Genomic DNA, 24,006 nt, shown 5'->3' with positions numbered 1-24,006 from the left:
AGTTCTACCGGCCAGCCGGCGTTCAGTGCCCGCTCCTGGATGCTGGAGCCCCGGTTGCCGGGGCGTCGGGCCGGGGGTGGTCCCCGCCGCCGAGCTGGTCGACGGCGTGGGCGAGCAGCGGCTCCAGGACGGCCAGGCCGTCCTTGACGCCGCCGGTCGAGCCCGGCAGGTTGACGATCAGGGTACGTCCGGCGAGCCCGGCGAGCCCCCGGGAGAGCGCCGAGGTGGGCACCTTCTCCCGGCCGTACGCACGGATGGCCTCGGCGATGCCGGGGATCTGGCGGTCGATCACCCGGGCGGTCATCTCGGGGGTGAGGTCCATCGGCGAGATGCCGGTGCCGCCGGTGGTCAGCACCACGTCGTAGCCGGCCGCGACGGCCTCGCGCAGCGCGGCCTCCACCGGCTCGCCGTCCGGGACGACCCGGGGGCCGTCGGCGGTGAAGCCCATCGCGGTCAGGCCGGCCACCAGCAGCGGTCCGCCCCTGTCCTCGTAGACCCCGGCCGAGGCCCGGTTGGACACCGTGACGGCCAGTGCCCTCCCGGCGGGCGCCCCGCCGGGAGCGGGCGTCACGCCGGCCGGGGGCGTCACGCCGACCGGGGGCGTCACGCGTCCACCTCCGGGGCGAACCAGTCGCCGCTCTTGCCGCCGGTCTTGCTCAGCACCCGGACGGACTCGATCGTGGCGCCCTTGTCCACCGCCTTGACCATGTCGACGACGGTCAGCCCGGCCACCGCGACGGCGGTCAGCGCCTCCATCTCGACGCCGGTGCGGTCGGCGGTCTTCACGGTGGCGGTGATCTCGACCGCGTCGTCCGCGACGGCGAGGTCGACCTTGACGCCGGAGACCGCGATCGGGTGGCAGAGCGGGATCAGGTCCGGGGTCCTCTTGGCGCCCATGATCCCGGCGATCCGGGCCACCGCGAGGGCGTCGCCCTTGGGCACGCCCTCGCCGCGCAGCAGCTCGACCACCTGCGGGGAGACCCGCACCCGGCCGGCCGCCACCGCGGTGCGCGCCGTGGTGGCCTTCTCGGAGACGTCGACCATCCGGGCCGCGCCCTGGTCGTCGACGTGGGTGAGGCGGTCGCCGGGGGGAGGTGTCGTCACGGGTAACTCCAGGGGCGCGCAGGTCGAATACCGCGCTACCGTACCGTTCCCCGGTCCGGGGGGCCGATCAGGAGTCCAGCAACACCACGTCCACCTCGCCGCCGGCCGGCAGTGCGGTGGTGTCCTCGGGGACGGTGATCAGGCAGTTCGCCCGGGCCAGCGCGCCGACCAGGTGCGACCCGGCGCCGCCCACCGGCTCGACCGTGCCGTCCGCCGCCGAGTAGCGGCCGCGCAGGAACTGCCGGCGGCCGGCCGGGGAGCGCAGCGCCGCCGGGCAGTGCGCGCGGACGACCGGGCGGTGCACGTCGGCGGCGCCGAGCATGGTGCGGATGACCGGGCGGACGAAGAGCTCGAAGGAGATGTAGGCGCTCACCGGGTTGCCGGGCAGGGCGAGCAGCGGCACCCCGGTCGCGCCGCCGATCCGGCCGAAGCCCTGCGGCTTGCCCGGCTGCATCCGCAGCCGCCGGAAGTCGACGCCCCCGTAGGACTCGAAGACCTCCTTGACCACGTCGTACGCGCCGACGCTGACCCCGCCGCTGGTGACGATCAGGTCGGCCCGGCCGAGCTGGTCCTCCAGGACGGCACGCAGCCGTCCGGCCTCGTCCGGGACGGCGCCGACCCGGTAGGCGATGGCGCCGGCCTCCTGGGCGGCCGCGGTGAGGGCGAAGCTGTTGGAGTCGGAGATCTGCCCGGGTCCGACCGGCTCACCGGGCTGGACCAGCTCGCTGCCGGTGGACAGCACCACGACCCGGGGGCGCGGGCGGACCTTCACGGTGGGCCGGCCGATCGCGGCGAGCAGGCCGATCTGGGCGGCGCCGAGCCGGGTGCCGGCCTCCAGCACCCGGGTGCCGGCCGTGACGTCGCTGCCGCGGCGGCGGATGTGCGCGCCCTCGGCGACCGGGCGCAGCACCCTGACCTCCTCGTCCGGGAGGGGCGCGGTCATCGCGGCGGCGGCCACTCCGGTGCCGGTGCCGCCGTCGGTCCACTCGACCGGGGCGACGGCCTGGGCGCCGGGCGGCAGCGGGGCACCGGTCATGATCCGGGCGGCCTGGCCGGGGCCGACCCTGGGCAGCTCGTCGGCGCCGGCGGCGATGTCGCCGACCACCGAGAGCACCGACGGGTAGCTGTCGGTCGCGCCCTCGGTGTCGGCGGTGCGGACCGCGTAGCCGTCCATCGAGCTGTTGTCGAAGGGCGGCAGGTCGCCGTCGGCGGTCACGTCCTCGTCGAGCCGGCAGCCCCGGGCGTCGAGCAGCTGGAGCTCGATCGCGGGCAGCGGGCCGACCGCGGCCAGCACGTCGGCGAGGTGCTCGTCCACCGTCCAGAGGCGGGGGGCCGCCGGGGCCGGGTCCGCTCCGGCGTCGCAGCAGGCGCTGGGCGTGGTGCTGTGCTCGGTGGACCCGGTCATCGGCGACTCGCTCTCTGTCGTGGTCGGTCCTGCGTCAGTCCTGCATCTCGGAGCCGACGAACTCCCGCAGCCAGGACCGGAACTCCGGGCCCAGGTCCTCGCGTTCGGCGGCCAGTCGGACGATAGCGCGCAGGTAGTCGGCGCGGTCGCCGGTGTCGTAGCGGCGGCCCTTGAAGAGCACGCCGTGCACCTGGCCGCCGTCCTCGGCCTCGCGGTTGGTGAGCTCGCGCAGGGCGTCGGTCAGCTGGATCTCGCCGCCGCGGCCGGGCGGGGTCTCCCGCAGCACCTCGAAGACCAGCGGGTCGAGCACGTAGCGGCCGATCACGGCGTAGGTGGACGGGGCCTCGCCGGGCTCGGGCTTCTCGACCAGGTCGGTCACCTGGAAGACGTCCTCGTCGAGGCCGTCCGCCTTGACGGCGGCGCAGCCGTAGAGGTGGATCTGGGAGGGGTCGACCTCCATCAGGGCGACGACCGAGCCGCCGAGCCGCTGCTGCACCTCGATCATCCGGGAGAGCAGCGGGTCGCGCGGGTCGATCAGGTCGTCGCCGAGCAGGACGGCGAAGGGCTGGCCGGCGACGTGCTGCTCGGCGACCGAGACGGCGTGGCCGAGGCCCTTCGGGTCGCCCTGGCGGACGTAGTGCATGTTGGCCAGCTCGACGGACTCGCGGACCCGGGCCAGGCGCTGCTCGTCGCCCTTGCGGACCAGCAGCTCCTCCAGCTCGTAGGCGCGGTCGAAGTGGTCCTCCAGGGCGCGCTTGTTGCGGCCGGTGACCATCAGTATGTCGGACAGGCCCGCGGCGGAGGCCTCCTCGACGACGTACTGGATCGCCGGCTTGTCGACGACCGGGAGCATCTCCTTCGGGGTGGCCTTGGTCGCCGGGAGGAAGCGGGTGCCCAGTCCGGCCGCGGGTACCACGGCCTTGGTCACCGGAACTCGGGAGTTGCTCGTCGTCATGCGTTTACCTTACTCAGGCACGTTTTCGCCCGGCCGGGCACAGGCGGACGGCTAGGACAGCACGTCGCGGGGCCCGGCCACGGTGGCTGGCGTATGGGTCGCGACCGGCTGGGCGAGGGGGTCCCGGCCGACACAGGCCGACACACTACCCGCCTTTTCCGAACGGTCACGCTCGGCGTCTGGTCCGTGATCGGACGGGCAAGCGGCCTGTTCGGAGCGGTCGCCGCGGGGGCGGTCGGTGCGGGAACCGTCGGCCTCCCCGGGGTGGCGGGACGCGAGCCGCCAGCAGTCGCCGCCGGCCGCCCGGGCCGCGGCGAGCGCCGTGTCGGCGGCGCGCAGCAGGACGGCCGCGTGGGTGCCGTCCTCGGGCAGCACGGCGATGCCGGCGGCGGCGGTCAGGCCGTTGCCGGCGGCCGGGCGGGACTCGCGCGGGCCGGAGGACCAGTCCAGCAGCAGGTGCCGGCGGACCGACCAGACCAGCCGCTCGGCGACCTGCGCGGCGCCCTCGGCGCCGGTGTCCGGCAGCACCACCAGGAACTCCTCCCCGCCGTAGCGGCCGAGGGTGTCGGCCCGGCGGATCTCCATCGCGAGCCGCTGGGCGAGGTCGCGCAGCACGGCGCCCGCCCGGCCCCGGCCGTGCTCGTCGACGACCGCGTCGAAGCCGGTGATGGCCAGCATCAGCACGGCGAGCGGGCGCGGTCCCTCGGCCTGCTCGGTGTGCTCGGCACGGCGGGCGCGTTCGATCTCCCGGTCCAGGGTGAGCTGGAGGTGGCGGTAGTTCCACACGCCGGTGAGCGGGTCGCAGGAGGCGGTGCGCTCCAGTTCGGCGCAGCGCTCCTCCAGTTCGGCGATCCGCCCGCGCAGCCGCTGCGCCCCGGCGGCGGCCCCGGACCGCTCCCGTCGTCCGCGCAGTCCGAGGGCGGTGGCGCCGGCCAGTGCGGGGACGCTCAGTGCGGCCAGGGCCTGGACCAGCAGCGGGGTGGTCAATGGGGGGCGCCCCTTCGCGTGTCAGGCTCTGCGCGTCGAGGGTGCGCAGGCCAGGAGGATCGGATGAACGAGGATCGGATGCCCAACGAGAAGGGCGACCTGAGGACACGGCTGCTGACGCGGCGGCGCGAGCTGGCCGCCGAGGAGCGCGCGAGCGCGGCCGGCGCGCTGGCGGCGCACGCCGGGGAGCTGGCCGCCGCGGGCGCCACGGTGGCCGCGTACGTCTCGGTGGGCGCCGAGCCCGGCACCCGGCCGCTGCTGGACGCGCTGCGGGCGCGCGGGGTGCGGGTGCTGCTGCCGGTGCTGCTGGCGGACAACGACCTGGACTGGGCGGAGTACGCGGGGCCCGGGGCGCTGGCCCCGGCCGGCCGCGGGCTGCTGGAGCCGGTCGGCCCGCGGCTCGGGCCGCGGGCGGTGACGGAGGCCGCCGTGGTGCTGCTGCCGGGCCTGGCGGTGGACCGCTCCGGGCTGCGGCTGGGCCGGGGCGGCGGCAGCTACGACCGGGTGCTGGCCCGGCTGGAGCGGGCGGGCGCGCGGCCGGTGCTGGCGGTGCTGCTGTACGAGCACGAGCTGCTGGAGCGGGTGCCGGCCGAGCCGCACGACCGGCCGGTGGACCTGGCGGTGCTGCCCTCGGGGGTTCGCAGGCTGGGGTGACGACCGCGGCGGCGGACGCGGGAGAACGGCGGAGGCCCCGCTCCCTGGGGGAACGGGGCCTCCGCCGGCCGGACGTCACGGGCGTCAGCCGGTGGTGAGCACCAGCTTGTGCTTGGTGGCCTTCTCGACCGCGTCCGGCGAGTAGGCCCAGGTCAGCAGCTTGCCCTTGAGCCAGAGGTCGGTCTGGTCGTTGTAGTTGTCGTGGAAGGCGTGGCCGGAGGCGCCGCCGACGTTGACCCAGCGCGAGGAGTCGAGGTCGTTCAGGTCGACCACCATGCGCATCGACGGGATCCAGTCCACCTGGTAGCCGGCCGCCGCGTTCCAGCCGGCCGCGTCGACCGCCGCCGAGCCGCCGGAGAGCCGGTACGGGCCGCGGTTGAGCAGCTTGTGCACCGCGCCGGAGGCGATCGAGGAGTCGTCGGTGCCGAGGGTCTGCTCGCGCAGCTCCAGCTTGTGCAGGCGGCCCCAGCTCCAGGTGGAGACGTCCTTGCTGAGCAGCGAGGTCAGCTCCTGGCGGGCGTTCTTCATCGCCTCCTGGAGCAGGTTGTCCAGGCCCTTCTGCTCCTTGTGCTGGTCGTCGATGTACGTCCACCACGAGCTGTCGGGCTTATCCAGCTGCTGGCGCACCACCTCGGTCCAGCGGTCGCCGCCGTCCGGCTGGGCCTTGCCCGGCTCGCGGGTGCCGCACTCGGTGACGATCTTGGTGGAGCTGTCCGGCTTGGTGGGGTCGTCCTGCTGGCGGACCAGCAGGCAGTTGTCCTTGGCCCGCAGGTCGGCCGGGAACTTCTGGCCGAAGGCCAGGATCAGCAGCTGGCGCCAGACGCCGTTGTAGTAGGCGGCGGCCGCCGAGTCGGCGTCCTGGTGGAAGTTCCAGTCCTTCAGCAGGTCCTGGGCCTCGCGCACGTACGGGTCGCTGATCGGCTGCTTGAGCAGCAGCGGGACGAGCGTCTTGGCCATCACGCTGGTGTTGTCCAGCTGGAGGGTCTGCATGTCGTCCGGCGAGATCTTGCCGTTGTTCTTGAGCAGGCCCTCGATCTGGTCGGTGATCTCCTTGGCGCGGGTGCCGTACTCCCAGTCCTTGGTCAGGTTGTACTTGTAGCTCGGGTCCACCACGGCCTGGTTGGCGGTGACGATGTAGCCGGCCGAGGGGTTGAGGCTCCAGGGCAGCGCGCTGAAGGGGATCGGGTCCTTCCACTGGTACGCGGAGTCCCAGCCCAGCGAGGGGACGGTGCCGTCGCCCTTGCCGCGGACCGGGATGGTGCCCGGGGCCTGGTAGCCGATGTTCTTGGCGTCGGCGTAGATCAGGTTCTGCGCGGGGACGGTGAAGTCCTTGGCGGCGGCGCGGAACTCGTCCCAGTTCTTCGCCTTGTCCAGCTCGAAGACGGCGTCCATGGTCTTGCCGGGGCTGAGCGCCGTCCACTGGAGGGCGACGCCGTAGCCGCTGGTGCCGCGGTCCGGGGCGGAGGGGCCGTTGGGGGCGTACTTGCCGACGTTCTGCTGCTCGCTGCTCTGGTCGGAGATCAGCGGGGCGCCGGTCTGGGTGGTGCGGACGGTGATGGTGCGGTCCTCTCCGCCGGCGACCTTGATGGTCTCCTTGCGGAGGTCGAACTTCACGTCCTTGCCGTCCACCTGGTAGGTCTCCGGGCCGGTGACCTTCTCCAGGAAGAGGTCGGTGACGTCGGCGCCGAGGTTGGTGAAGCCCCAGGCGATGTCCTTGTTGTGGCCGATGACCACACCGGGCATCCCCGCGAAGGTGAAGCCGGAGACGTCGAACTGGCAGGCCGGGGAGTTCGTCCGGCAGTGCAGGCCCATCTGGTACCAGACCGAGGGCAGGCCGGGGCCGAGGTGCGGGTCGTTGGCCAGCAGCGGCTTGCCGGTGGTGGTGTGCGAGCCGGCGACCACCCAGGAGTTGGATCCGATGCCCTGGCCGGGGCGGCCCAGCAGCTGCGGCATCGAGTCGACCCGGTCGGTCAGGCCCTGCAGCATCGCCTTGGTGGTCGCCGCGCCCTGGGCGGTGGCGGTCGTCCCGGCGGCCGCACCGGACTGCGGGGAGCCGTCGGCGGGACGGTAGTTCTCGCCGGCCACGGCGCCGGTCTTCACGATGGTGCCGTTGCGGGCGTACGGGTAGTCCGGGTACAGCTCGGCGATCTTGTCCGGGCCGAAGTCCTGGGCCAGCAGCGAGCGGTCGATCTCCTCCTGGAGGTTCCCGGAGAGGTTCCAGGCCATCGCCTTGAGCCAGGCCACCGAGTCGACCGGGGACCACTGCTCGGGCTGGTAGCCGCTGTTGACGACGCCGAGCAGGCCGTACTCCAGCGAGGCCTTCGCGCCGCCGGGGTGCTCGGCGAGCCAGGCGTTCACGCCGTCCGCGTAGGCCTGGAGGTGCTTCTTGGTCTCCGGCGACAGCTTGGTGTCGAACTCCTTCTGCGCCACCTGCCGCCAGCCCATGGTGCGGATGAACGCGTCGGTGTCGACCTGGCTGTCGCCGAACATCTCGGAGAGCCGGCCGGCGGTGATGTGCCGGCGGACGTCCATCTCCCAGAAACGGTCCTGCGCCTGGACGTAGCCCTGGGCGCGGAACAGGTCCTCGTCGGTGTCGGCGTACAGCTGCGGGATGCCGTTGGCGTCCCGCTTGACGTCGACGGGCGCGCTCAGGCCCGCCACCTTGACGCTGCCGTCGACCTCCGGGAAGGAGGCGCGGACCGCGGAGACCCCGCGGTAGCCGCCGTAGCCGACACCGGCCACCAGCAGCACGACCAGCACCATCACGATCAGACGGGCGCGCCGGAACTTTTTCGAGCGGGGCATCTGGGTCCTTGCGGTCCTGACTTCGGGGCGGGCGGGCGTGTCCAGGGCCTGCGGCCGTGACAGAGCACCACATTAGGCCGAGTCGGCCGAGCACCGTGAACGGGGGACCAAGCTAAAGATATGGCAAAATGTTAGACTGCGTAACGATCCGCAAGAGGAGCATTGACGACTTCTTAACGGGTCGTCCCAGCAGCGATCCCCCAGCACCACCAGACACCCCGTCCGCCCCTGCCTGCCCGAGGTGCCCCTGCGTGAACGTCTCCCACCTGAACCAGCTCCTGCTTGAGTCCTCCGTGATCCTGCTGTTCGCGGTGGGCGCCGTACGCCTCTCCACCCGATCAGGGCTGCCCAGCCTGCTGATCTATCTGGGGATCGGCGTGGCACTGGGCCAGAACGGGATCGGCATCACGTTCAACAACGCCGAGCTCACCCAGGTGCTCGGCTACGCGGCGCTCGTGGTGATCCTCGCCGAGGGCGGCATCAAGACCAGCTGGCGGGAGATCAAGCCGGTGATGCCGGCCGCGACCGTGCTCGCCACCGTCGGCGTCGGCGTCAGCGTCTTCGCCACCGCCGCCGGCGCGCACTGGCTGGTCGGCCTGGACTGGCGCACCTCGCTGCTGCTCGGCGCCATCGTCTCCTCGACCGACGCGGCCGCCGTCTTCTCGGTGCTGCGGATGGTCCCGCTGCCGCACCGGCTCACCGGCCTGCTGGAGGCCGAGTCCGGCTTCAACGACGCGCCCGTGGTCATCCTGGTGGTCGCCTTCGCCACCACCGGGGAGCTGGACACCTGGTACGTCCTGATCGGCACGATCGTCGCCGAGCTGGCGATCGGCGCGGTGATAGGCCTGGCCGTCGGGAAGATCGGCGCCTACGGGCTCAAGCACGTCGCGCTGCCCTCCTCGGGCCTCTACCCGATCGCCGTGATGGCGCTCACCGTGCTCGCGTACGCCGGCGGCGCGCTGCTGCACGGCTCCGGCTTCCTCGCCGTCTACATCAGCGCGGTGATCCTCGGGAACTCCAAGCTGCCGCACGGCCCGGCCGTCCGGGGCTTCGCCGACGGGCTGGCGTGGATCGGGCAGATCGGCATGTTCGTGCTGCTCGGGCTGCTCGTCACGCCCGAGACCATGGGCGACGCGGTGGTGCCCGCACTGGTGATCGGCGGGGTGCTGGTGTTCCTGGCGCGGCCGCTGTCGGTGATGGTCTCGCTCACCCCGTTCAAGGTGCCGCCCCGCGAGCAGGCGCTGCTGAGCTGGGCCGGGCTGCGCGGGGCGGTGCCCATCGTGCTGGCCACCATCCCGGTGGTGTCCGGCGCGCACCGGGCCGAGGACGTCTTCAACATCGTCTTCATCCTGGTCGTCGTCTTCACCCTGCTCCAGGGGCCGACCCTGCCGTGGGTGGCCAAGCGGCTGCGGATCGACGAGGGCGACATGGGCCAGGACCTGGGCATCGAGTCCGCCCCGCTGGAGAAGCTGCACGGGCACCTGCTGTCGGTCGCGCTCTCCCCCGCCTCGAAGATGTCGGGCGTGGAGATCGGCGAGCTGCGGCTGCCCAAGGGGGCGGCCGTCACCCTGGTCGTGCGGGAGGGGAACTCCTTCGTGCCGGACAAGGCGACGGTGCTGCGCGGCGGGGACGAACTGCTGGTGGTCACCACCGACGAGGTCGGCGAGGCGGCGGAGCGGCGGCTGCGGGCCGTGGACAAGGGCGGCAAGCTCGCCGGGTGGCTGAACGGGCGCTGAGCGCGGGGCCGGAGGGGCGGGCGGCCCCTCCGGCCGGGGCCGGGGGTGGCCCACGGAATCTACGCGCGTAACTGATATGATGGTTCGATCACCTGTCTAACCACCGCTAGACCACCCCCAGCATCTGCCTGACGCAGAGTTGGCGCGACCGCTCGGCGGCCGCGGTCCGGCTCCCGGCCACCACGCCGGACCGGCCCGGTATCTACCCCGGTCGACGCGCGAGAGGACGACTCTCGGCGCCGTCGGGGCTTCACCATGCCCTGCCGCGCTACCAGGCAGCAGGAAGGACCGACCGTGACGGCGCGCCGAACGGTCGACACCGCCGCGGACCTCGCGGCCACCCCCGCAGCTCCGGCCCCCGCCCGCGTCGGGTACGGCGAGCTGCTGCGCACGCCCGGGGCCTGGACGTTCCTGTCCCCCGCCCTCGTCGCGCGGCTGCCGTACGCGATGCTCAGCATGGGCATCCTGCTGCTCGTCGCCCAGACCCACGGTTCGTACGGCACCGCCGGTACGGTCACCGCGGTCGCCGCGGTCGCCCAGGCCCTGATCGGGCCGCAGACCGGGCGGCTCGCCGACCGCTACGGCCAGGCCGCGGTGCTCGTCCCGAGCGTCCTGGTGCACGCGGCCGCCGTCGGCGCGCTGATCGCCCTCGCGCTCGGCCACGCGCCCGCCTGGAGCCTGTTCCTGACCGCCGTCCCGGCCGGTGCCAGCGTGCCGCAGGTCGGCGCGATGGTCCGGGCCCGCTGGGTCGCCACGTTCACCGCGGACGGCGCCTCCGACGCCTCCGCGGCCCGGGTGAGCACCGCCTTCGCCTTCGAGTCCGTGACGGACGAGTTCACCTTCGTGATCGGCCCGATCCTGGCCTCCGGCATCGCCGCCCTCGCCAACCCGGCCACCGCCCTGGCCGCCGAGGCCGCGCTGACCGTCGTCGGCGGCCTGGCCTTCGCCGCCCAGCGGCGCACCGCCCCGGCCCGGATCGTGCCGGAGCCCGGTACCAAGCGCGCCTCGGCGCTCGCCTCCCCCGGCGTCCGACTGCTGGCCGGCACCTTCCTCGGGGTCGGCGCGGTGTTCGGCGGCATGCAGGTGTCGGTGAACGCCTTCGCCGACTCGGTCGGGCAGCACGACGCCGGCGGCACCGTGTACGGGATCTTCGCCGGCGGCTCGATGCTGGCCGGCGTGCTGTACGGCGTGATCGCCTGGCGGCGGCCGGTGCAGCAGCGGATGCTGATCAGCTACGCGCTGCTGGTGCTGGGCTGCTCGGCGCTGTGGGCGATGCCCAACCTGGTCGCGCTGACCGTCGCCGGGCTGATCTGCGGGCTGGCCATCGCACCGACCCTGATCAGCGGCTACACCCTGGTCGAGACGCTCGTCGCGGACGGCGCCAAGACGGAGGCCTTCACCTGGCTGACCGGCGCCATCGGGCTGGGGCTGGCCGTGGGCTCGATGGCCGCGGGCCGGCTGATCGACGGGCACGGGCCCTCGACCGGGTTCCTGGTGCCGCTGGCCGGGGCCGGCGCCGGTCTGATCGTGCTGCTCTCGCTGCGGCACCTGCTGGTGGCGCCGGGGCACGGGGCGGCCGGCGCGGGCGCCGCCGCGGCCGCGGGTTCGGGCGACGTTCAGGCGCAGCACGGCGGTGCCGGGCGGCTGGTGGGCGCGGCCAAGGGCTGAGCGGGGCGGCGGCCCGCGGGCCGGGCCCGGCCCATCTCACACCGGAGTCGCTGGACTGATCCCGCGGAATGCCGCATCATTGACCATCGTTAGCACTCATCAGGCGAGAGTGCCAGGAGGAAGACAAGTGCCCACGTACCAGTACCAGTGCACCGAGTGCGGCAACGGCCTGGAGGCGGTGCAGAAGTTCACCGACGAGGCACTGACCACGTGCCCCGACTGCCAGGGACGGCTCCGCAAGGTCTTCTCGGCCGTGGGCGTCGTGTTCAAGGGCTCCGGCTTCTACCGGACCGACAGCCGCTCGTCCTCCAGCAGCACGGTGAGCGCCGGGTCGTCGTCGAGCCCCTCGACGTCGTCCTCCGCGTCCACGTCCTCCTCGTCGTCGAGCTCCGGCTCCTCGTCGTCGTCCAGCCCGGCTCCGGCCGCGAGCTGACCTCGGCGCCGGGCCATCGGCCCGGGACGGCCCGCAGACCTCGGTCAGGCCCGCCGGCCCCGCTTCCACGCGGGGGCGGCGGGCCTTTCCGCGTTTCCCCCGGGGTCCGGCCGCCCCCGCTCCCCTTCTCCCCCTCTCCCCTTCTCCCCCACCGCGGGGCCCGCTGGGCTTTCCGTCACCTCGGGCGGGTCGGAGTAACTCGTACGGGTGGACGAAGTTGTCCACAGGGGCGGGTTTTCCACAGGCTGGGGAAATCGCTTTCCGAGTTCGCCGGAAACGCTCCATCGTGTGGGCATCCGGTCCGCGACGGGCCGGCCCGCCGACACTCCGGAGGTGCGTCGATGACGACCACGAGCTTCTCCCTGCCCCTGCCCCTCCCGCTGCCCGCGCCCGCCGTACCGCCCCGGCAGGAGCTGCCGAGCTTCCCGCCGATCCGGCGCGGGTGCGGCGGGTGGCACCGCTGGCGCAGTGCGGTACGACGGCGCGCCGGGGCGCCGGTCCTGGTGCTGCTCGCGGTGGCGGCGGCGCTGGCCCTGGGGCCCGCGCGGGCCGGTCTGCCGCCGCCCCCGGGAGGCGCACTGGGCCGGACGGGTTGTCAATCCGGGCCTACGGAAGATCACCCGTAACCGGGAGGCGACTTCGTCGTTCGAGGCGGCATGAAAGGCTTCAAGGAATTCCTGCTGCGTGGAAATGTCGTCGACCTCGCCGTGGCCGTGGTCATCGGCGCGGCTTTCACCAACATCGTCAACGCCTTCGTCAAGGGCGTGATCAATCCGATCGTCGGCGTCTTCGGGACGAAGGACCTCGCGTCCTACAGCTCCTGCCTCAAGGGGCCCTGTGAGCTGAGCCCGACCGGCGAGGTCACGTCCGGAATCCTCATCCTGTGGGGATCGGTGCTCAGCGCCGCGCTCCAGTTCCTGATCACCGCGGCGGTCGTCTACTTCGTTCTGATCGTGCCCATGAACAGGCTGGCGGCCCACCGCAAGACCCTCGCCGAGAAGGCGGCGGACCTTGAGGCCAAGGAGGTCACCCTGCTGACCGAGATCCGCGACGCGCTGGTCGCGCCGCTGCGCTGACCGACGGACGCCGGTCGGCGCCCGGTCCCCGTTCCTCAGTTCCCGTCCGGTTCCCGTTCCTCAGTCCCCGTGGTGCGGCGGGCGCTGGCTCAGGTACCAGTCCAGCCCCCGTCCACCGCTCTCCGCCGCCCCGGGGCGGGCACCCCAGCCCGCGTCGGTGTCGTCCCTGGACTGCTGGTCCAACGGGTCCCGGAAGACCAGCCGGGCCTTGGCGGCCTCGGCCTTCCGGGGCTCCTGCGCCTGGTCCTTTTCCTGCCCCTGCTCGCTCAAGCCGTCCACTCCGTCCGTTCGTCCCTCCCCTCCAGCCTAAGAGCCCCGTGGCACGCCTCGGGCCCCGGTGCGGAACACTCCGCGCCAGGGCCCGGATGAGGGCTCGGCCACTCGGGCCGCCTGTCAGGCCTGTCGGGCCTGTCGGGCCGCCCGTCAGGCTGCTTCGAAGCCGGCGTGGTCGGCGATCTTCTTCAGCTCGGCCAGCGCGTGCTTCTCGATCTGACGGATCCGCTCACGGGTGAGGCCGTGCTGCTTGCCCACCTCGGTGAGGGTGCGCTCGCGGCCGTCCTCCATCCCGTAGCGGGAACGGATGATCGAGGCGGTGCGGTCGTCCAGCCGCCCGATCAGGTCGTCCAGTTCCTCGCGGCGGAGCATGACCATCACGGCGTCCTCCGGGGACGTGGCCCCGGTGTCCTCGACGAGGTCACCGAACTGGGTCTCGCCCTCGTCGTCGACCGACATGTTGAGGCTGACCGGGTCGCGCGCCCAGTCCAGCACGTCCTTGATCCGGGCCTCGGTGGTGTCCAGCTCGGCCGCGATCTCGGCCGGCTCCGCCTCCCGGCCCAGCTCCTTGGACTTCTCCCGCTGCACCCGCCGGATCCGCCCCAGCTCCTCCACCAGGTGCACGGGCAGCCGGATGGTGCGGGACTGGTCGGCGATGGACCGGGTGATCGCCTGCCGGATCCACCACGTCGCGTACGTGGAGAACTTGAAGCCCTTGGCGTAGTCGAACTTCTCGACGGCGCGCACCAGGCCGGCGTTGCCCTCCTGGATGAGGTCCAGCAGCGGCAGGCCGCTGCGCGGGTAGCGGCGGGCGACGGCGACCACGAGCCGGAGGTTGGAGCGGATGAAGACGTCCTTGGCGCGCTCGGCGTCGGCGGCTATCGCCTCCAGCTCCTCGCGCGTGACGCCGTCGGGGAGTCCGCCCTCGTCCATCAGGTGCTGGGCGTACACGCCGGCCTCGATCCGCAGCGAGAGCTCGACCTCCTCGGCGGCATCGAGCAGGGGCGTCCTGGCGATCTCGTCGAGGTACATGCCGACCAGGTCGCGGTCGGCCTCGAGGTTGGTCGGGCGGGCCGCGCGACTCCGGTCGGCCCTGTCGCGAACGACGGCACGGGTGGCCATGCTTGCTCCCTTTGCTGGTGTTGCCGAGGTCTGCCTGCCTGCCTCGTGAGGGCAAGAAGTGCGGGCCCCTGGAGGCTCACACGTAACGATCCAACGAACAGAATCCGGACAACATTCCCAAGTCACTCAGATTCTTCCCGGCGATGCAGTATCCTGCCGGTTTTCGCCCCGGCCCGGACACTGGGTGACCGACCGGGCACGCCGCGTGCCGTCGGGCGACCGTCGCGGCGGTGAGGTCTTCACGCGACCCACACGCGCCCGCCGCCTACCCGTTGAACCCGCGGACGGCCGCCGGCGTTCCCCGCGCTCCCCGCTTTCCGCCCGCGCCCACACCCCGGCGCACGCAGGTCCTCCCCACAAACGATGCCGAATCGCTATCACTCCGGCTCTTGCTCGGCCCGGGGCACTGGGAAGGTGTCAGCCATGCACCTGACCAACGGCACGACCCGCCCCACCGCGCACAACCGCAGCCTCCTCCGGGACGCCGCGCTCGCGCTGGGCTGTGCCGCGCTGTTCGGCCTGCTGGCGGCCCTGGTCACCGGCCACTGGCGACCGCTGGTCCGCTACGACCAGGAGTGGATCGGCGAACTGCACACCTACGCCCGGGAACACCGGATGTGGACCGCCTCGGTGCAGACGCTCTCGGACATCGGCGGCACCGTCACGATGCGTGCGCTGCTCGGGATCGCCGCCGGGTGGCTCTGGCTGATCGGCGCCCGGGTGCTGGCCGGCTGGGTGGCCGCCCAGACCCTGGTCGGCTGGGGCGCCCAGTGGGCGCTGAAGCTGGCGTTCGACCGCGGCCGCCCGTCCTTCCCCGATCCGGTCTCGCACGCCGGCGGGCCGGCCTTCCCCTCCGGGCACGCCATGGCCTCGGTGATCACCTGCGCCGTCCTGGTCGGCCTGCTCTGGTACCGGGTCCACCGGCGCGGCCGGACCGCCGCCTGCCTGGTGGCGGCGGCGACGGTGCTGACCATCGGCTGGACCCGGATCGCGCTCGGGGTGCACTGGCCCAGTGACGTGCTGGCCGGCTGGCTGGCCGCCGGCATCGTGCTGGGCACCGTGACCGCGGTGATCCAGGTCTGGCGCCCCGGGGCCCTGGCCCGCGACGTGCGGCGGGTCAACTGGCGCACCAGACCCCGGGTGCAGCGGGTCGTCGTGTCGGCCGGCCGCTCCCCCCGCACCGCCGCCCCGCCGGACGAGACCGCCCACTGAGGCTCCGTCACCCCGCGGCCCGCTAGCGTGACGGCCATGCCCGACACCACCACCCCCACCGCCCCCACCGCCCCCATCTCCCCCGACGCGCCCGCCGGTTGCCCCGAGCGCCCGCTGCGGATCGCCACCGTCCAGACCCAGGCCGTGCCCGGCGACATACCCGCCAACGTCGCCCAGGCCGCCGAACTGATCCGCGAGGCCGCCCGGGCCGGCGCCCGGCTGGTGCTGTTCGCGGAGAAGATCCTCTCCGGGTACGAGCCCGAGCTGATCCGCACCGACCCCGTCAAGTACGCCGTCCAGCCCGGCGATCCGCGTCTCGCGCCGATCGCCGAGGCCTGCCGCGAGACCGGCACCGCCGCCATCGTCGGCGCCGCCGTACGGGACGGCGCCGACCTGCGCGTCTCCGCCCTCGTCCTGGGCCCGGACGGCGGCTTCGTCACCCGCTACGACAAGCAGCACCTGTTCAAGTCCGAACGCGAGCACTACCGCCCCGGGACGGCCGGCTGCACCCTGGAGCTGGACGGCTGGCGGCTCGGTCTCGGCGTCTGCTACGACTCCGGCTTCCCCGAGCACGCCCGGGCCGCCGCGCTCGACGGCTGCCACGCCTACCTGGTCGGCGCGCTGTTCAGCATGGGCCACGGCCACCACGAGTCCCGCACGTGGTTCCCGGCCCGCGCGCTCGACAACACCCTCTACACGGTGCTCGCCAACCACATCGGCCACACCGGCGGCTGGCACACCTGCGGCGGCAGCGCGGTCTGGGGCCCGGACGGCCGGCTGATCGCCGAAGCGAGCGAGGACCGACGCGAACTCGTCGTCGTCGACCTCGACCCGGCCGTCCTGCGCCACACCCGCGCGACCGAGCCCCTCCTCGCCGACCTCGCCCGCGCCGCCGCCCACCCGCCCACGCCCCGGGCCCACTTCACCCTGGCCTGACCCCCCGACCGCCCAGGGCCGCCCGGCACCGGCACCACCGACAGGCCACCGGCCGGCCCCGGCCCGAGCCAGGCCGACCAGGCCCAGGACGGTCAGCACCGACGAGCCGGCAACCGCGCCCCCGAGTCCGGTCGGCGGCCCGGCCTCCCGACTCTGCCGCCGGGCCCCGGTCGGCCTCGCGCGCCGGCCGGTGCCGGCACCACCGACAGGCCACCGGCCACGCCCGGAGCAGGTGGGAGCCCCAGCCGGCCACCGGTCCCGACCACGCCCCGGACCGGGCCGTCCGTCCCGACCGCGGCCCCGGCCCCGGCCCCGGCCCAGCCCCCTGCACCGGCCGCGCTCCGGCTAGGAGGCCCGCATCGCCGCCACCGCGCTCATGCGGCCGACCCGGCGGGCCGGGAGGACGGCGGCGGCCAGGCCGACCAGGACGGTCAGGGCCAGGGCGGCCAGCACCGGCAGGACCGGCGGGGTGCCGACCGTGCCGACCGTCGAGGTGATCGAGCGGGCGGCGGCCCAGCCGTAGGCGGCGCCCAGGGCGGTGCCGACCAGCGCGCCTGCCAGGGAGAGCAGCAGCGCCTCCAGGGTGAGCATGCGGCGCAGTTGTTCGCGCGACATCCCGATCGCGCGCAGCATGCCGATCTCGCGGGAGCGTTCGCTGATGCTGAGCATCAGGGTGGCCGCGACGCCCAGGCCGGCGATGGCGACGGAGAAGGACAGCAGGGCCATGCTGACGGTCTTCAGCCGGTCCAGCAGCGAGCGCAGGGTGTCCGCCTGGGCGGCCGTGTCGGCGACGGTCACCTGCGGGTGGTCGGCGAGGGCGCGGTCCAGGGCCCGGCGGGCGGTCGGCCGGTCCTCGCCGGCGGCCGGGCTGATCCAGGCCGTGGTGACGGACGCTCCGGGGGCGAGGCGGTCCAGGGTCGCGGGCGTCACCAGCAGGGTGGCGTCGTTCTGCAGGGTGAACGGCAGGCTGCTGCGGCCGGGTTGGAGCCGCAGCTCGACGCCGCCGGCCCGGCGCACCCCGGTCTCGCCGAGTCCGCTCAGTGCGGCGCCCTCGGTGAGCGCGCGGGCCCGGTCCGCGTCGTCCGTCGAGGAGTTGAGCCGGGTGGGGTCGACGGCGGCGACCACGGTGGGCCGGCCGTCGAGGTCGACGGTGGCGGAGCGGACCGGGGTGACGGTCAGCCCGTGCTCGGCGCCGAGTGCGCCGAGCGCTCCCGCCGGCAGGGCGGCACCGCCGGTGGCGGCCGCCGAGAAGACGCCGGGCTGGCGGGCGGACACCACGGGCACCAGCGACCGCGAGGTGATGTCCAGCGCGGTGACCGCGCCGACCATCACGGTCACGCCGAGCAGCAGCGCCGAGCCGGTGGCCCCGGTGCGGCCGGGGTTGAGCCGCAGCTGCTGGGTGGCGAGCCGCCCGGCCGTACCGCCGAGCCTGCGGGCGGGCCGGCCCAGGACGGCGACGACCGCGGGCAGCACCCGGTGGGAGAGCCGCAGCACCCCGAAGAAGTTGGCGATGGCCCCGACGGTGACGGCGAGCAGCGACAGCGGCGGCGGGGCCACCGCCCCGGCCACCAGCAGCGCCGTGCCCGCGACCAGCAGTCCGGTGGTCCACACCGCGGCCCGCACCCTGGCCGCCCCGCCGGCCGGCGCGGGGGTGCCGCCGAGCGCGGCGATCGGCGGCACGGCCGCGGCGGCCTTCGCCGGGCCACGGACGGCCAGCAGGGTCAGCAGCACGCCGAAGAGTCCGGCCAGCAGGCAGGTCAGCGGGGAGGGCATCAGCGACAGGTGGACCGGTCCGAGGTCGAGGCCGCCGACCACGGCGGTACCGAGCCCGCCGAGGGCGACCCCCAGCAGCACGCCCGCCGCCGAGGCGCCCACGCCGAGCAGCAGCCCCTGGCGGCGGATCAGCCGGCGCAGCTGCTGCCGGTCGGCGCCCACGCAGCGCAGCAGGGCGAGCTGGCGGGTCCGCTGGGCGAGCACCACCGTGAAGGTGTTGCCGACCACCATCCGCGCCACCGCGAGCGCGATCAGGACGAAGGAGAGCGCGGCGATCAGCACCACGCCGTACAGGGTGCTGCTCTGCCGGGTCGCCTCGGTGACCGAGGCCTCGCGGGTGTGGACCTGGGCGCCGGCGCCGAGGGTGGCACGCAGGGCTTCGACGGTCGCGGTCCGGGAGGTGCCGGGGGCGACCCTGACGTCGAGTCGGTCGGTGGTGACGCCGGTCGCGTAGTCGGCGACCGCGCCCGCCGGGACGCCGATGATCGGGACTCCGGCGAGGCTCGGCGCGCCCCGCTCGTCGAGGGTGCCGACCAGCCGGGCGGTGGCGGCGGTGCCGTCGGCCCTGGTCAGGTGGACGTCGGCGCCCACGGCGGCGTCCAGCCGGTGCGCGGTCCCGGTGTCGAGCAGCACCTCGCCGGGGCCGGCGGGCCAGCGTCCGTCCTTGAGCAGTTGCCAGCGCAGCGCCGGGTCCTCGGCGACGGCGCTGACGGCGGCGCTGCGGTCGAGCGGGCGTCCGTCGGCGGCCAGCACCCCGCCCTTGCCGGTCAGCCGCGGGGCCACCGCGGCCACCCCGGGGGTCTGCCGCACCCGCTCGGCGGCGGCCGCGTCCAGCCCGCCGGCCGCGGTCTTCCCGCCGGCCGCGGCCTTCCCGGTCACCTGGATGTCGCCGGGGCCGACCTCGGCGGCCGCGGTCTGGCTGTAGGAGTCCACCAGTGCCCCGCTGCCGCTGACGGAGGCGATCAGGAAGGCCACCCCCAGCGCGATCGCGGCGCCGCTCAGGATCAGTTGGCGCAGCTGGCCGCGCAGCTCGGCCACGGTGTATCGGTACGTCGTCATCGGTCCCCGGCTCGTCCGCCCTGACCGGGAACGGTGCTCCGGCAGGGGTCTCGACGAGCCTAGGAGCGCGGCGGCCACGGCCCATCAGCTCGTGGTCTGCTCCATGATCACACCGCGGGCGGACGGCAGCCCTCCGCTCCTCCTCCCGGAGGAGTACGTCACCCCTGACACCGGTCGGACCCGATCGGGCGCCGACGGCCCCGGGAATGCCGCAGGCCCCCTGCCCGGTGCGGGCGGAGGGCCTGTGACCTGCTCTTTCGCTGTGCCCCAGACAGGAATCGAACCTGCGACACCGGCTTTAGGAGAGCCGTGCTCTATCCCCTGAGCTACTGAGGCGCGGCCCGGGTGCTACCAGGCCGTTCACAGCGTACCGGATCGGGGGTGGGGCGCGGGGTGACGGAGGGGGTTCAGGTGGGGACGGACAGGATCCGGGAGGTGTGCGGGCGGGATGCGGGCAGGATGCGGGAGGTGTGCGGGCAGGCTGCGGGCGGCCGACGGGCTGTCAGGGCGGGTCAAGTAGCCTGCCGGGCAGGGTGGGATCCGCCCCGTCGCGCCTCGTTAAGGAGACGAAGGACCTGATGAGACCTGCTGTGCACCCGGTGGGCCGGCTGTTGGGGCAGGTGTGGGTGTGGCCCGCGGTGGTCATGCTGGCCGTGGGCGGGTACCGGCTGGGGACGCCGGACCTGTGGCGGGACGAGATCGCGACCTGGACGGTGGCCACCCGCTCGCCGGGGGACCTGCTGCGGCTGCTCCAGCACATCGACGCCAGCAACGGCGCGTACTACCTGCTGATGCACGGCTGGACGGCCGTGTTCGGCGACTCGACGGTCTCCCTGCGAATACCGTCCGTGCTGGCAATGGCCGGGGCGGCGGCGTTCGTGGCGCTCACCGCCCAGCGGCTGTTCGGCAACCGGGTGGCGGCGGTCGGGGCCGGGCTGCTGCTCGCCGTGCCCCCGGAGATCTCCCGCTACGCCCAGGAGGCGCGCTCCTACGCGCTGGTGACCTGCGCGATCGCGGCGGCCTCGTACTTCCTGCTGCGGGCGCTGGAGCGGCCGACCTGGCGGCGCTGGGCGCCGTACTGCGTGGCCATGGCGCTGGCCGGCGCCGGGCACCTGGTGTCCTTCAGCACGGTCGCCGGCCAGGTGGCGCTCCTGGCGCTGCACCTGTGGCGCACCCGCCCGGAGGCGGACCGGCGGCTGCTGTGGCGGTACCCGCTGGCGGTCGCGGTGGCGGCGGTGCCGGTGCTGCCGGTGGTGCTGCTGGGCAGCCGGCAGTCGGACCGGCAGCTGGGCTGGATCCCGACCCCCTCCCCGCGCGATCTCGTGTTCTTCGGGGAGCGCCTGTTCGGCTCGGACGCCGTGTTCTACGCCTTCGTCCCGCTGGCGCTGCTGGCGATGGCGCTGCCCGGCCGGCGGGTGCAGGCCTGGCAGGCGCTGCTGCTCGCGGAGCTGCCGGTGGTGGGCGTCTGGCTGGTGTCAAGCCTGAGCGACACCTCGTACTTCCTCGGGCGGTACCTGCTGTTCACGGTGCCCGCCTGGGCGGTGCTGGCCGGCGGCGGCGTCGGGGCGGTGTACGGCGCGGTGCGGGCCCTGGCCCGGCGGCGCGGGCGGGAGCCCCGGGGGGCCGTCGTGGCGGCCGGGCTGCTGACGGTCGGGCTGCTCGCGGCACCGGCCGCGGTGGCGCTGCCGGAGCAGCCCGCGGTGCGGTACGTGGGCTCGCACAACGGCTCCGAGGAGCCGTTCAAGGCGGCGGCCCGGGAGATCGCGGCCGGCTACCGCTCCGGGGACGGGATGGCGGCCCCGCTGGGCGACCAGTCCTGGGCGATGGCCTGGCCCGGCGTCAGCTACTACCTGCCGTCGGACGTGCACCCCTATCCGGTCTTCGTCGCGGAGAGCGCCGACGACGCCGAGGAGCTCTCGCCGACGCCCTGCCCGCGGCCGGCGGACTGTCTGGGCGGGGCGTCCCGGATCTGGCTGGTGGTCCTCGGCGACACCCAGGACCCGCTGGGCACGATGCCCACCGACCAGGCGCAGGTGCTCCAGGCCCGGTACGGCGCCCCGGACCGGGTGACGCCGCTCGGCGGGCTCACCCTCGCGCTGCTCGACCGGGACGCCTAGGCCGCGGGGCCCACGGGAGCGGGAAAGGGGGAAGGGGAGCCGGTGCGGACCGGCTCCCCTTCTTCTTCGTTCGATGCCACAGCGCCTCAGCGGCTCAGTGCCTCAACGCACCAGCGCCACAGCGCCTCAGTGCCTCAGTGCCTCAGTGCCTCACAGCATGCGCAGCAGCCGGGACTGGATGGACGGCGGGTTCAGGTCGGCCTGGAGGGCCACCGGAACCTCCACCTTGTCGTCGCCCGAGCCCACCCGCAGCACGCCGACCTCCTTGCCGGCCGCCTCGGTGTGGCCGATCTTCGAGGTGTCCAGGGTGAGCGTGCCGCTGATGCCGGGGAAGCCCGCCACGACCAGGTCCTTGGTCGCGACGACCGGGACCTTGCCGCCGAGGCCGTCCTCCACCGAGCCGACGACGTCGCCCTTCTTCACCACGGTCTGGCCGGTCACGCCGTTCTGCGCGGCCTGGATCTGCTTGCCGCTGACCTTCAGCACGGTCGGCAGGATGCCGTCGCCCGGGTTGGGCGAGGTGGCCTGCTGGCCCAGCGTGACGCCGAGGATCAGCCGCTTCACGCCGCCGACCTCCTTGTAGGCGGCCCACATCAGGCAGCCGCCGGCCGGGGTGCTGGAGCCGGTCTTGACGCCGATGACACCGGTCTTCGGGTTGATCAGGTTGTTGGTGTTGGGGATCTTCACGTTGTTGAAGTTGGTCTCCGGGGTGGAGACGATCTGCCGGAAGATCTCGTCCTGCATGACCTGCTCGGCCAGCTTCAGCTGGTCCTTGGCGGTGGACTTGGTGTCGGCGTTGAAGCCCGCCGGGTCGGCGTAGATGGTGTTGGCCATGCCGAGCTTGGACGCGGTGTCGTTCATCAGCTTGACGAACTCGGCCTCGGAGCCGGAGTGGTAGCGGGCCAGCAGCCGGGCCACGTTGTTGGCCGAGGGCAGCATCAGCAGCTCCAGCGCCTGGTACTCGGTGAGCACCTGGCCCTCGACGAGCGTCACCTTGGACTCGTCGACGTTGCCGGACTCCTGCGCGGCCTGCTTGTCGACGGTGATCTTCGGGCCGCTCTCCCCCTTCTTCAGCGGGAACTTCTGGAGGATCAGGTAGGCGTTCATCACCTTGGTGACGCTGGCGATCGAGGCCGGCGTCTCCGGGCCCGAGGTGCCGAGGCTGCCGACGCCGACCACCTCGGCGGCGGACTGGCCCTTGGCCGGCCAGGCGAGGTCGAGCGCGTCGCCGGAGAAGCTGTAGGTGCCCGCGGCGGTCGACTTCAGCGTGGGGTCGGGCAGCGGGCGCAGCAGCTGGGCCACCGCGAGCGCGCCGAGCACCACGGCGAAGAAGACCGTCCAGATGGTCACCCGCTTGAGGGCCCGCCGAAGCGGCGAGACCGGGCGGGCGTTGAGGGAGGCCAGGACCTCCATCGCCTCGGCGGTGGTCTCCGGCGACGGCAGCGGCGCCGGTGCGGGCAGCGGCTCGGGCTTGGGCAGCGGCGGGACCGGCGGCACCGGCCGCGGGTCGGGCTCCGGCAGCGGCTTCGGGGCCGGTACGGGGGCGGGCGCGGGGGTCGGCTTCGGCAGCGGCGCCGGGGCGGGGGTCGGCTCGGGCTCGGGGACGGGCTCGGGCTTCGGGCTCGGCTCGGGCTTCGGCTCCGGCACGGTGCCGGCCGGGGGAACCGTTCCGGCGGGAACGGCGCCGGCGGCCTCGGAGGCGCCCACCGGCGCGGGCTTCTCCAGCTTTTCGGCCCGGCCTGGCTGCTGACCAGGCTGCCCGGTCTTGGTCAGCGCGAGGGTCATGGGGCCGCTGGCGGGAGCGTCCTCGGCATCGACGCCCTCGGCGTCCTCCGGGTCGTCCTGGGTTCCGTCGTCCTCGGCCTTCTCAGCCTGCGCGACCTTCTCGGCCTTCGCGGTCCGCTCCGCGCCGTCGGCCTTGTCGCTGCCGTCGGCCTTGCGAGCGTCCTCGGCGTGGTCGGCCGCCTCATCGGCCGCCTCCTCCACCTTCTTCGCCGTCTCGGCCGGTGCGACCACGGGTTCGGAGCCGGCCTCGGAGCCGGCCTCCCCGGCGGGCTCGGCCGCCTTCTCCCCGGCCTTCCCCACCGCCGTGGCACCCGTCCGCATGGCGAGACGCGGATCGGCCGCGGCCGGAGGTCCGGCGGGCTCGGTCACCTCGGCGGTTTCCGGCGAGGACCCCTTCTCCCCTTCCCCACCTTCGGCACTCCCCTTGCCCGCGGCCTTCACCAGCTCGTCGGGCAGCCGCAGCGCGGTGGTCCGGTTGTCCACCGGCAGCCGCAGCATCGTCGTCTGGCTGTCCACATCCCGGACGCGGAGCTGCACGGTCGAGCCGCCCTTGGGCGCCGTCTCCGGAGCGTCGGCGGGCGCCTTCGGGGCCGCCTCGCCGGAGGTCTCCGCAGGGCTGTCCGAGGAGGTGCCCGAGGCGGAGGGGGAGGCGGAGGAGGTCTCGGCGGTCGCCTTGGCGGCGGCGGCCGCTGACGCCCCGTCGGCCGCCGTACCGGAGCCGCCCTCGGCCGCACCGGCCGCACCGGCCGCACCGGCGGTGCCGGCCGCCGTAGCGGTCCGTTCGCGCTCGCGGTCCCGCTGCCGCTCGTCGCCGTCCCTCAGCACCCTGTCGGGGGACTCGCCCACGTATCCCAGCCTCCTCAACGCCCGGCGGGGCACCGGCGAACCCGATTTCGGGAAGCCGAC

Annotated in this window: 18 protein-coding genes and 1 tRNA gene; 8 read left to right on the top strand and 11 right to left on the bottom strand. The window is 74.1% G+C overall.

What is annotated here, in order from left to right:
- Positions 1-22: 22 nt before the first annotated feature.
- The 5 genes from ACFWP2_RS32685 to ACFWP2_RS32665 all read right to left on the bottom strand — a co-directional run bounded on the left by ACFWP2_RS32685 (position 23) and on the right by ACFWP2_RS32665 (position 4,451).
- Positions 23-589, bottom strand: a complete 567-nt coding sequence (locus ACFWP2_RS32685; RefSeq protein WP_380458286.1) for a molybdenum cofactor biosynthesis protein B — start codon at positions 587-589, stop codon at positions 23-25.
- A 14-nt stretch (positions 590-603) separates the two neighbouring features.
- Positions 604-1,044 (bottom strand): cyclic pyranopterin monophosphate synthase MoaC, encoded by a 441-nt coding sequence (gene moaC / locus ACFWP2_RS32680; RefSeq protein ID WP_380458284.1) that lies wholly within the window; start codon positions 1,042-1,044, stop codon positions 604-606.
- Between the two features lie 127 nt (positions 1,045-1,171).
- A complete protein-coding gene (glp, locus tag ACFWP2_RS32675; protein WP_380458240.1) occupies positions 1,172-2,509 on the bottom strand; it encodes a gephyrin-like molybdotransferase Glp in 1,338 nt (445 codons plus the stop codon).
- 34 nt (positions 2,510-2,543) lie between these two features.
- Positions 2,544-3,464, bottom strand: a complete 921-nt coding sequence (gene galU, locus ACFWP2_RS32670) for a UTP--glucose-1-phosphate uridylyltransferase GalU (protein WP_380458238.1) — start codon at positions 3,462-3,464, stop codon at positions 2,544-2,546.
- 51 nt (positions 3,465-3,515) lie between these two features.
- On the bottom strand, positions 3,516-4,451 hold the full coding sequence (locus tag ACFWP2_RS32665) for a GGDEF domain-containing protein (protein WP_380458236.1): 936 nt from the start codon (positions 4,449-4,451) through the stop codon (positions 3,516-3,518).
- A gap of 63 nt (positions 4,452-4,514) precedes the next feature.
- On the opposite strand from ACFWP2_RS32665, the gene ACFWP2_RS32660 reads away from it, so the two are divergent.
- Positions 4,515-5,105 (top strand): 5-formyltetrahydrofolate cyclo-ligase, encoded by a 591-nt coding sequence (locus ACFWP2_RS32660; RefSeq protein ID WP_380458234.1) that lies wholly within the window; start codon positions 4,515-4,517, stop codon positions 5,103-5,105.
- Between the two features lie 84 nt (positions 5,106-5,189).
- Here the strand turns inward: ACFWP2_RS32660 and ACFWP2_RS32655 are convergent, their stop codons facing one another.
- Entirely contained in the window at positions 5,190-7,910 is a 2,721-nt protein-coding gene (locus tag ACFWP2_RS32655; RefSeq protein ID WP_380458232.1) for a penicillin acylase family protein, read from the bottom strand.
- A 251-nt stretch (positions 7,911-8,161) separates the two neighbouring features.
- On the opposite strand from ACFWP2_RS32655, the gene ACFWP2_RS32650 reads away from it, so the two are divergent.
- From ACFWP2_RS32650 to mscL, 4 genes are all read left to right on the top strand, one after another.
- Entirely contained in the window at positions 8,162-9,646 is a 1,485-nt protein-coding gene (locus ACFWP2_RS32650) for a potassium/proton antiporter (RefSeq protein ID WP_380458230.1), read from the top strand.
- A gap of 294 nt (positions 9,647-9,940) precedes the next feature.
- The gene (locus tag ACFWP2_RS32645) at positions 9,941-11,314 is read left to right on the top strand and encodes an MFS transporter (RefSeq protein ID WP_380458228.1); all 1,374 of its coding nucleotides are present in this window, start codon (positions 9,941-9,943) and stop codon (positions 11,312-11,314) included.
- Between the two features lie 127 nt (positions 11,315-11,441).
- Positions 11,442-11,747, top strand: coding sequence for an FmdB family zinc ribbon protein (locus tag ACFWP2_RS32640; protein ID WP_380458226.1), 306 nt, complete (start codon positions 11,442-11,444; stop codon positions 11,745-11,747).
- Positions 11,748-12,403: 656 nt separating this feature from the next.
- Positions 12,404-12,823, top strand: coding sequence for a large conductance mechanosensitive channel protein MscL (mscL, locus tag ACFWP2_RS32635; protein WP_380458224.1), 420 nt, complete (start codon positions 12,404-12,406; stop codon positions 12,821-12,823).
- A 60-nt stretch (positions 12,824-12,883) separates the two neighbouring features.
- Here mscL and ACFWP2_RS32630 read toward each other — a convergent pair whose 3' ends face one another.
- Both ACFWP2_RS32630 and ACFWP2_RS32625 read right to left on the bottom strand, forming a co-directional pair.
- Complete coding sequence (locus ACFWP2_RS32630) at positions 12,884-13,093, bottom strand: hypothetical protein (protein ID WP_380458222.1); 210 nt, start codon at positions 13,091-13,093, stop codon at positions 12,884-12,886.
- 153 nt (positions 13,094-13,246) lie between these two features.
- Entirely contained in the window at positions 13,247-14,218 is a 972-nt protein-coding gene (locus ACFWP2_RS32625; protein ID WP_380458220.1) for a sigma-70 family RNA polymerase sigma factor, read from the bottom strand.
- 423 nt (positions 14,219-14,641) lie between these two features.
- On the opposite strand from ACFWP2_RS32625, the gene ACFWP2_RS32620 reads away from it, so the two are divergent.
- Together ACFWP2_RS32620 and ACFWP2_RS32615 are read left to right on the top strand one after the other, a co-directional pair.
- Positions 14,642-15,430, top strand: a complete 789-nt coding sequence (locus ACFWP2_RS32620; protein WP_380458218.1) for a phosphatase PAP2 family protein — start codon at positions 14,642-14,644, stop codon at positions 15,428-15,430.
- A gap of 36 nt (positions 15,431-15,466) precedes the next feature.
- Positions 15,467-16,366, top strand: coding sequence for a carbon-nitrogen hydrolase family protein (locus ACFWP2_RS32615; protein ID WP_380458216.1), 900 nt, complete (start codon positions 15,467-15,469; stop codon positions 16,364-16,366).
- A gap of 345 nt (positions 16,367-16,711) precedes the next feature.
- On the opposite strand, the gene ACFWP2_RS32610 is transcribed toward ACFWP2_RS32615, so the two are convergent.
- Together ACFWP2_RS32610 and ACFWP2_RS32605 are read right to left on the bottom strand one after the other, a co-directional pair.
- On the bottom strand, positions 16,712-19,198 hold the full coding sequence (locus ACFWP2_RS32610; protein WP_380458214.1) for an FtsX-like permease family protein: 2,487 nt from the start codon (positions 19,196-19,198) through the stop codon (positions 16,712-16,714).
- A gap of 263 nt (positions 19,199-19,461) precedes the next feature.
- Positions 19,462-19,534: transfer RNA gene (locus ACFWP2_RS32605), tRNA-Arg, on the bottom strand.
- A 242-nt stretch (positions 19,535-19,776) separates the two neighbouring features.
- Between ACFWP2_RS32605 and ACFWP2_RS32600 the strand changes: the two genes are divergently transcribed.
- The gene (locus ACFWP2_RS32600) at positions 19,777-21,315 is read left to right on the top strand and encodes a glycosyltransferase family 39 protein (RefSeq protein ID WP_380458212.1); all 1,539 of its coding nucleotides are present in this window, start codon (positions 19,777-19,779) and stop codon (positions 21,313-21,315) included.
- Between the two features lie 150 nt (positions 21,316-21,465).
- Here ACFWP2_RS32600 and ACFWP2_RS32595 read toward each other — a convergent pair whose 3' ends face one another.
- Positions 21,466-23,946 (bottom strand): D-alanyl-D-alanine carboxypeptidase, encoded by a 2,481-nt coding sequence (locus ACFWP2_RS32595; protein WP_380458210.1) that lies wholly within the window; start codon positions 23,944-23,946, stop codon positions 21,466-21,468.
- Positions 23,947-24,006: the final 60 nt, after the last annotated feature.

The organism is Kitasatospora sp. NPDC058444 (genome assembly GCF_042721415.1).
Lineage (GTDB): Bacteria > Actinomycetota > Actinomycetes > Streptomycetales > Streptomycetaceae > Kitasatospora.
Note: the sequence above shows the minus strand (reverse complement) of the source record. Positions and strands in the feature narration are given on the sequence as shown.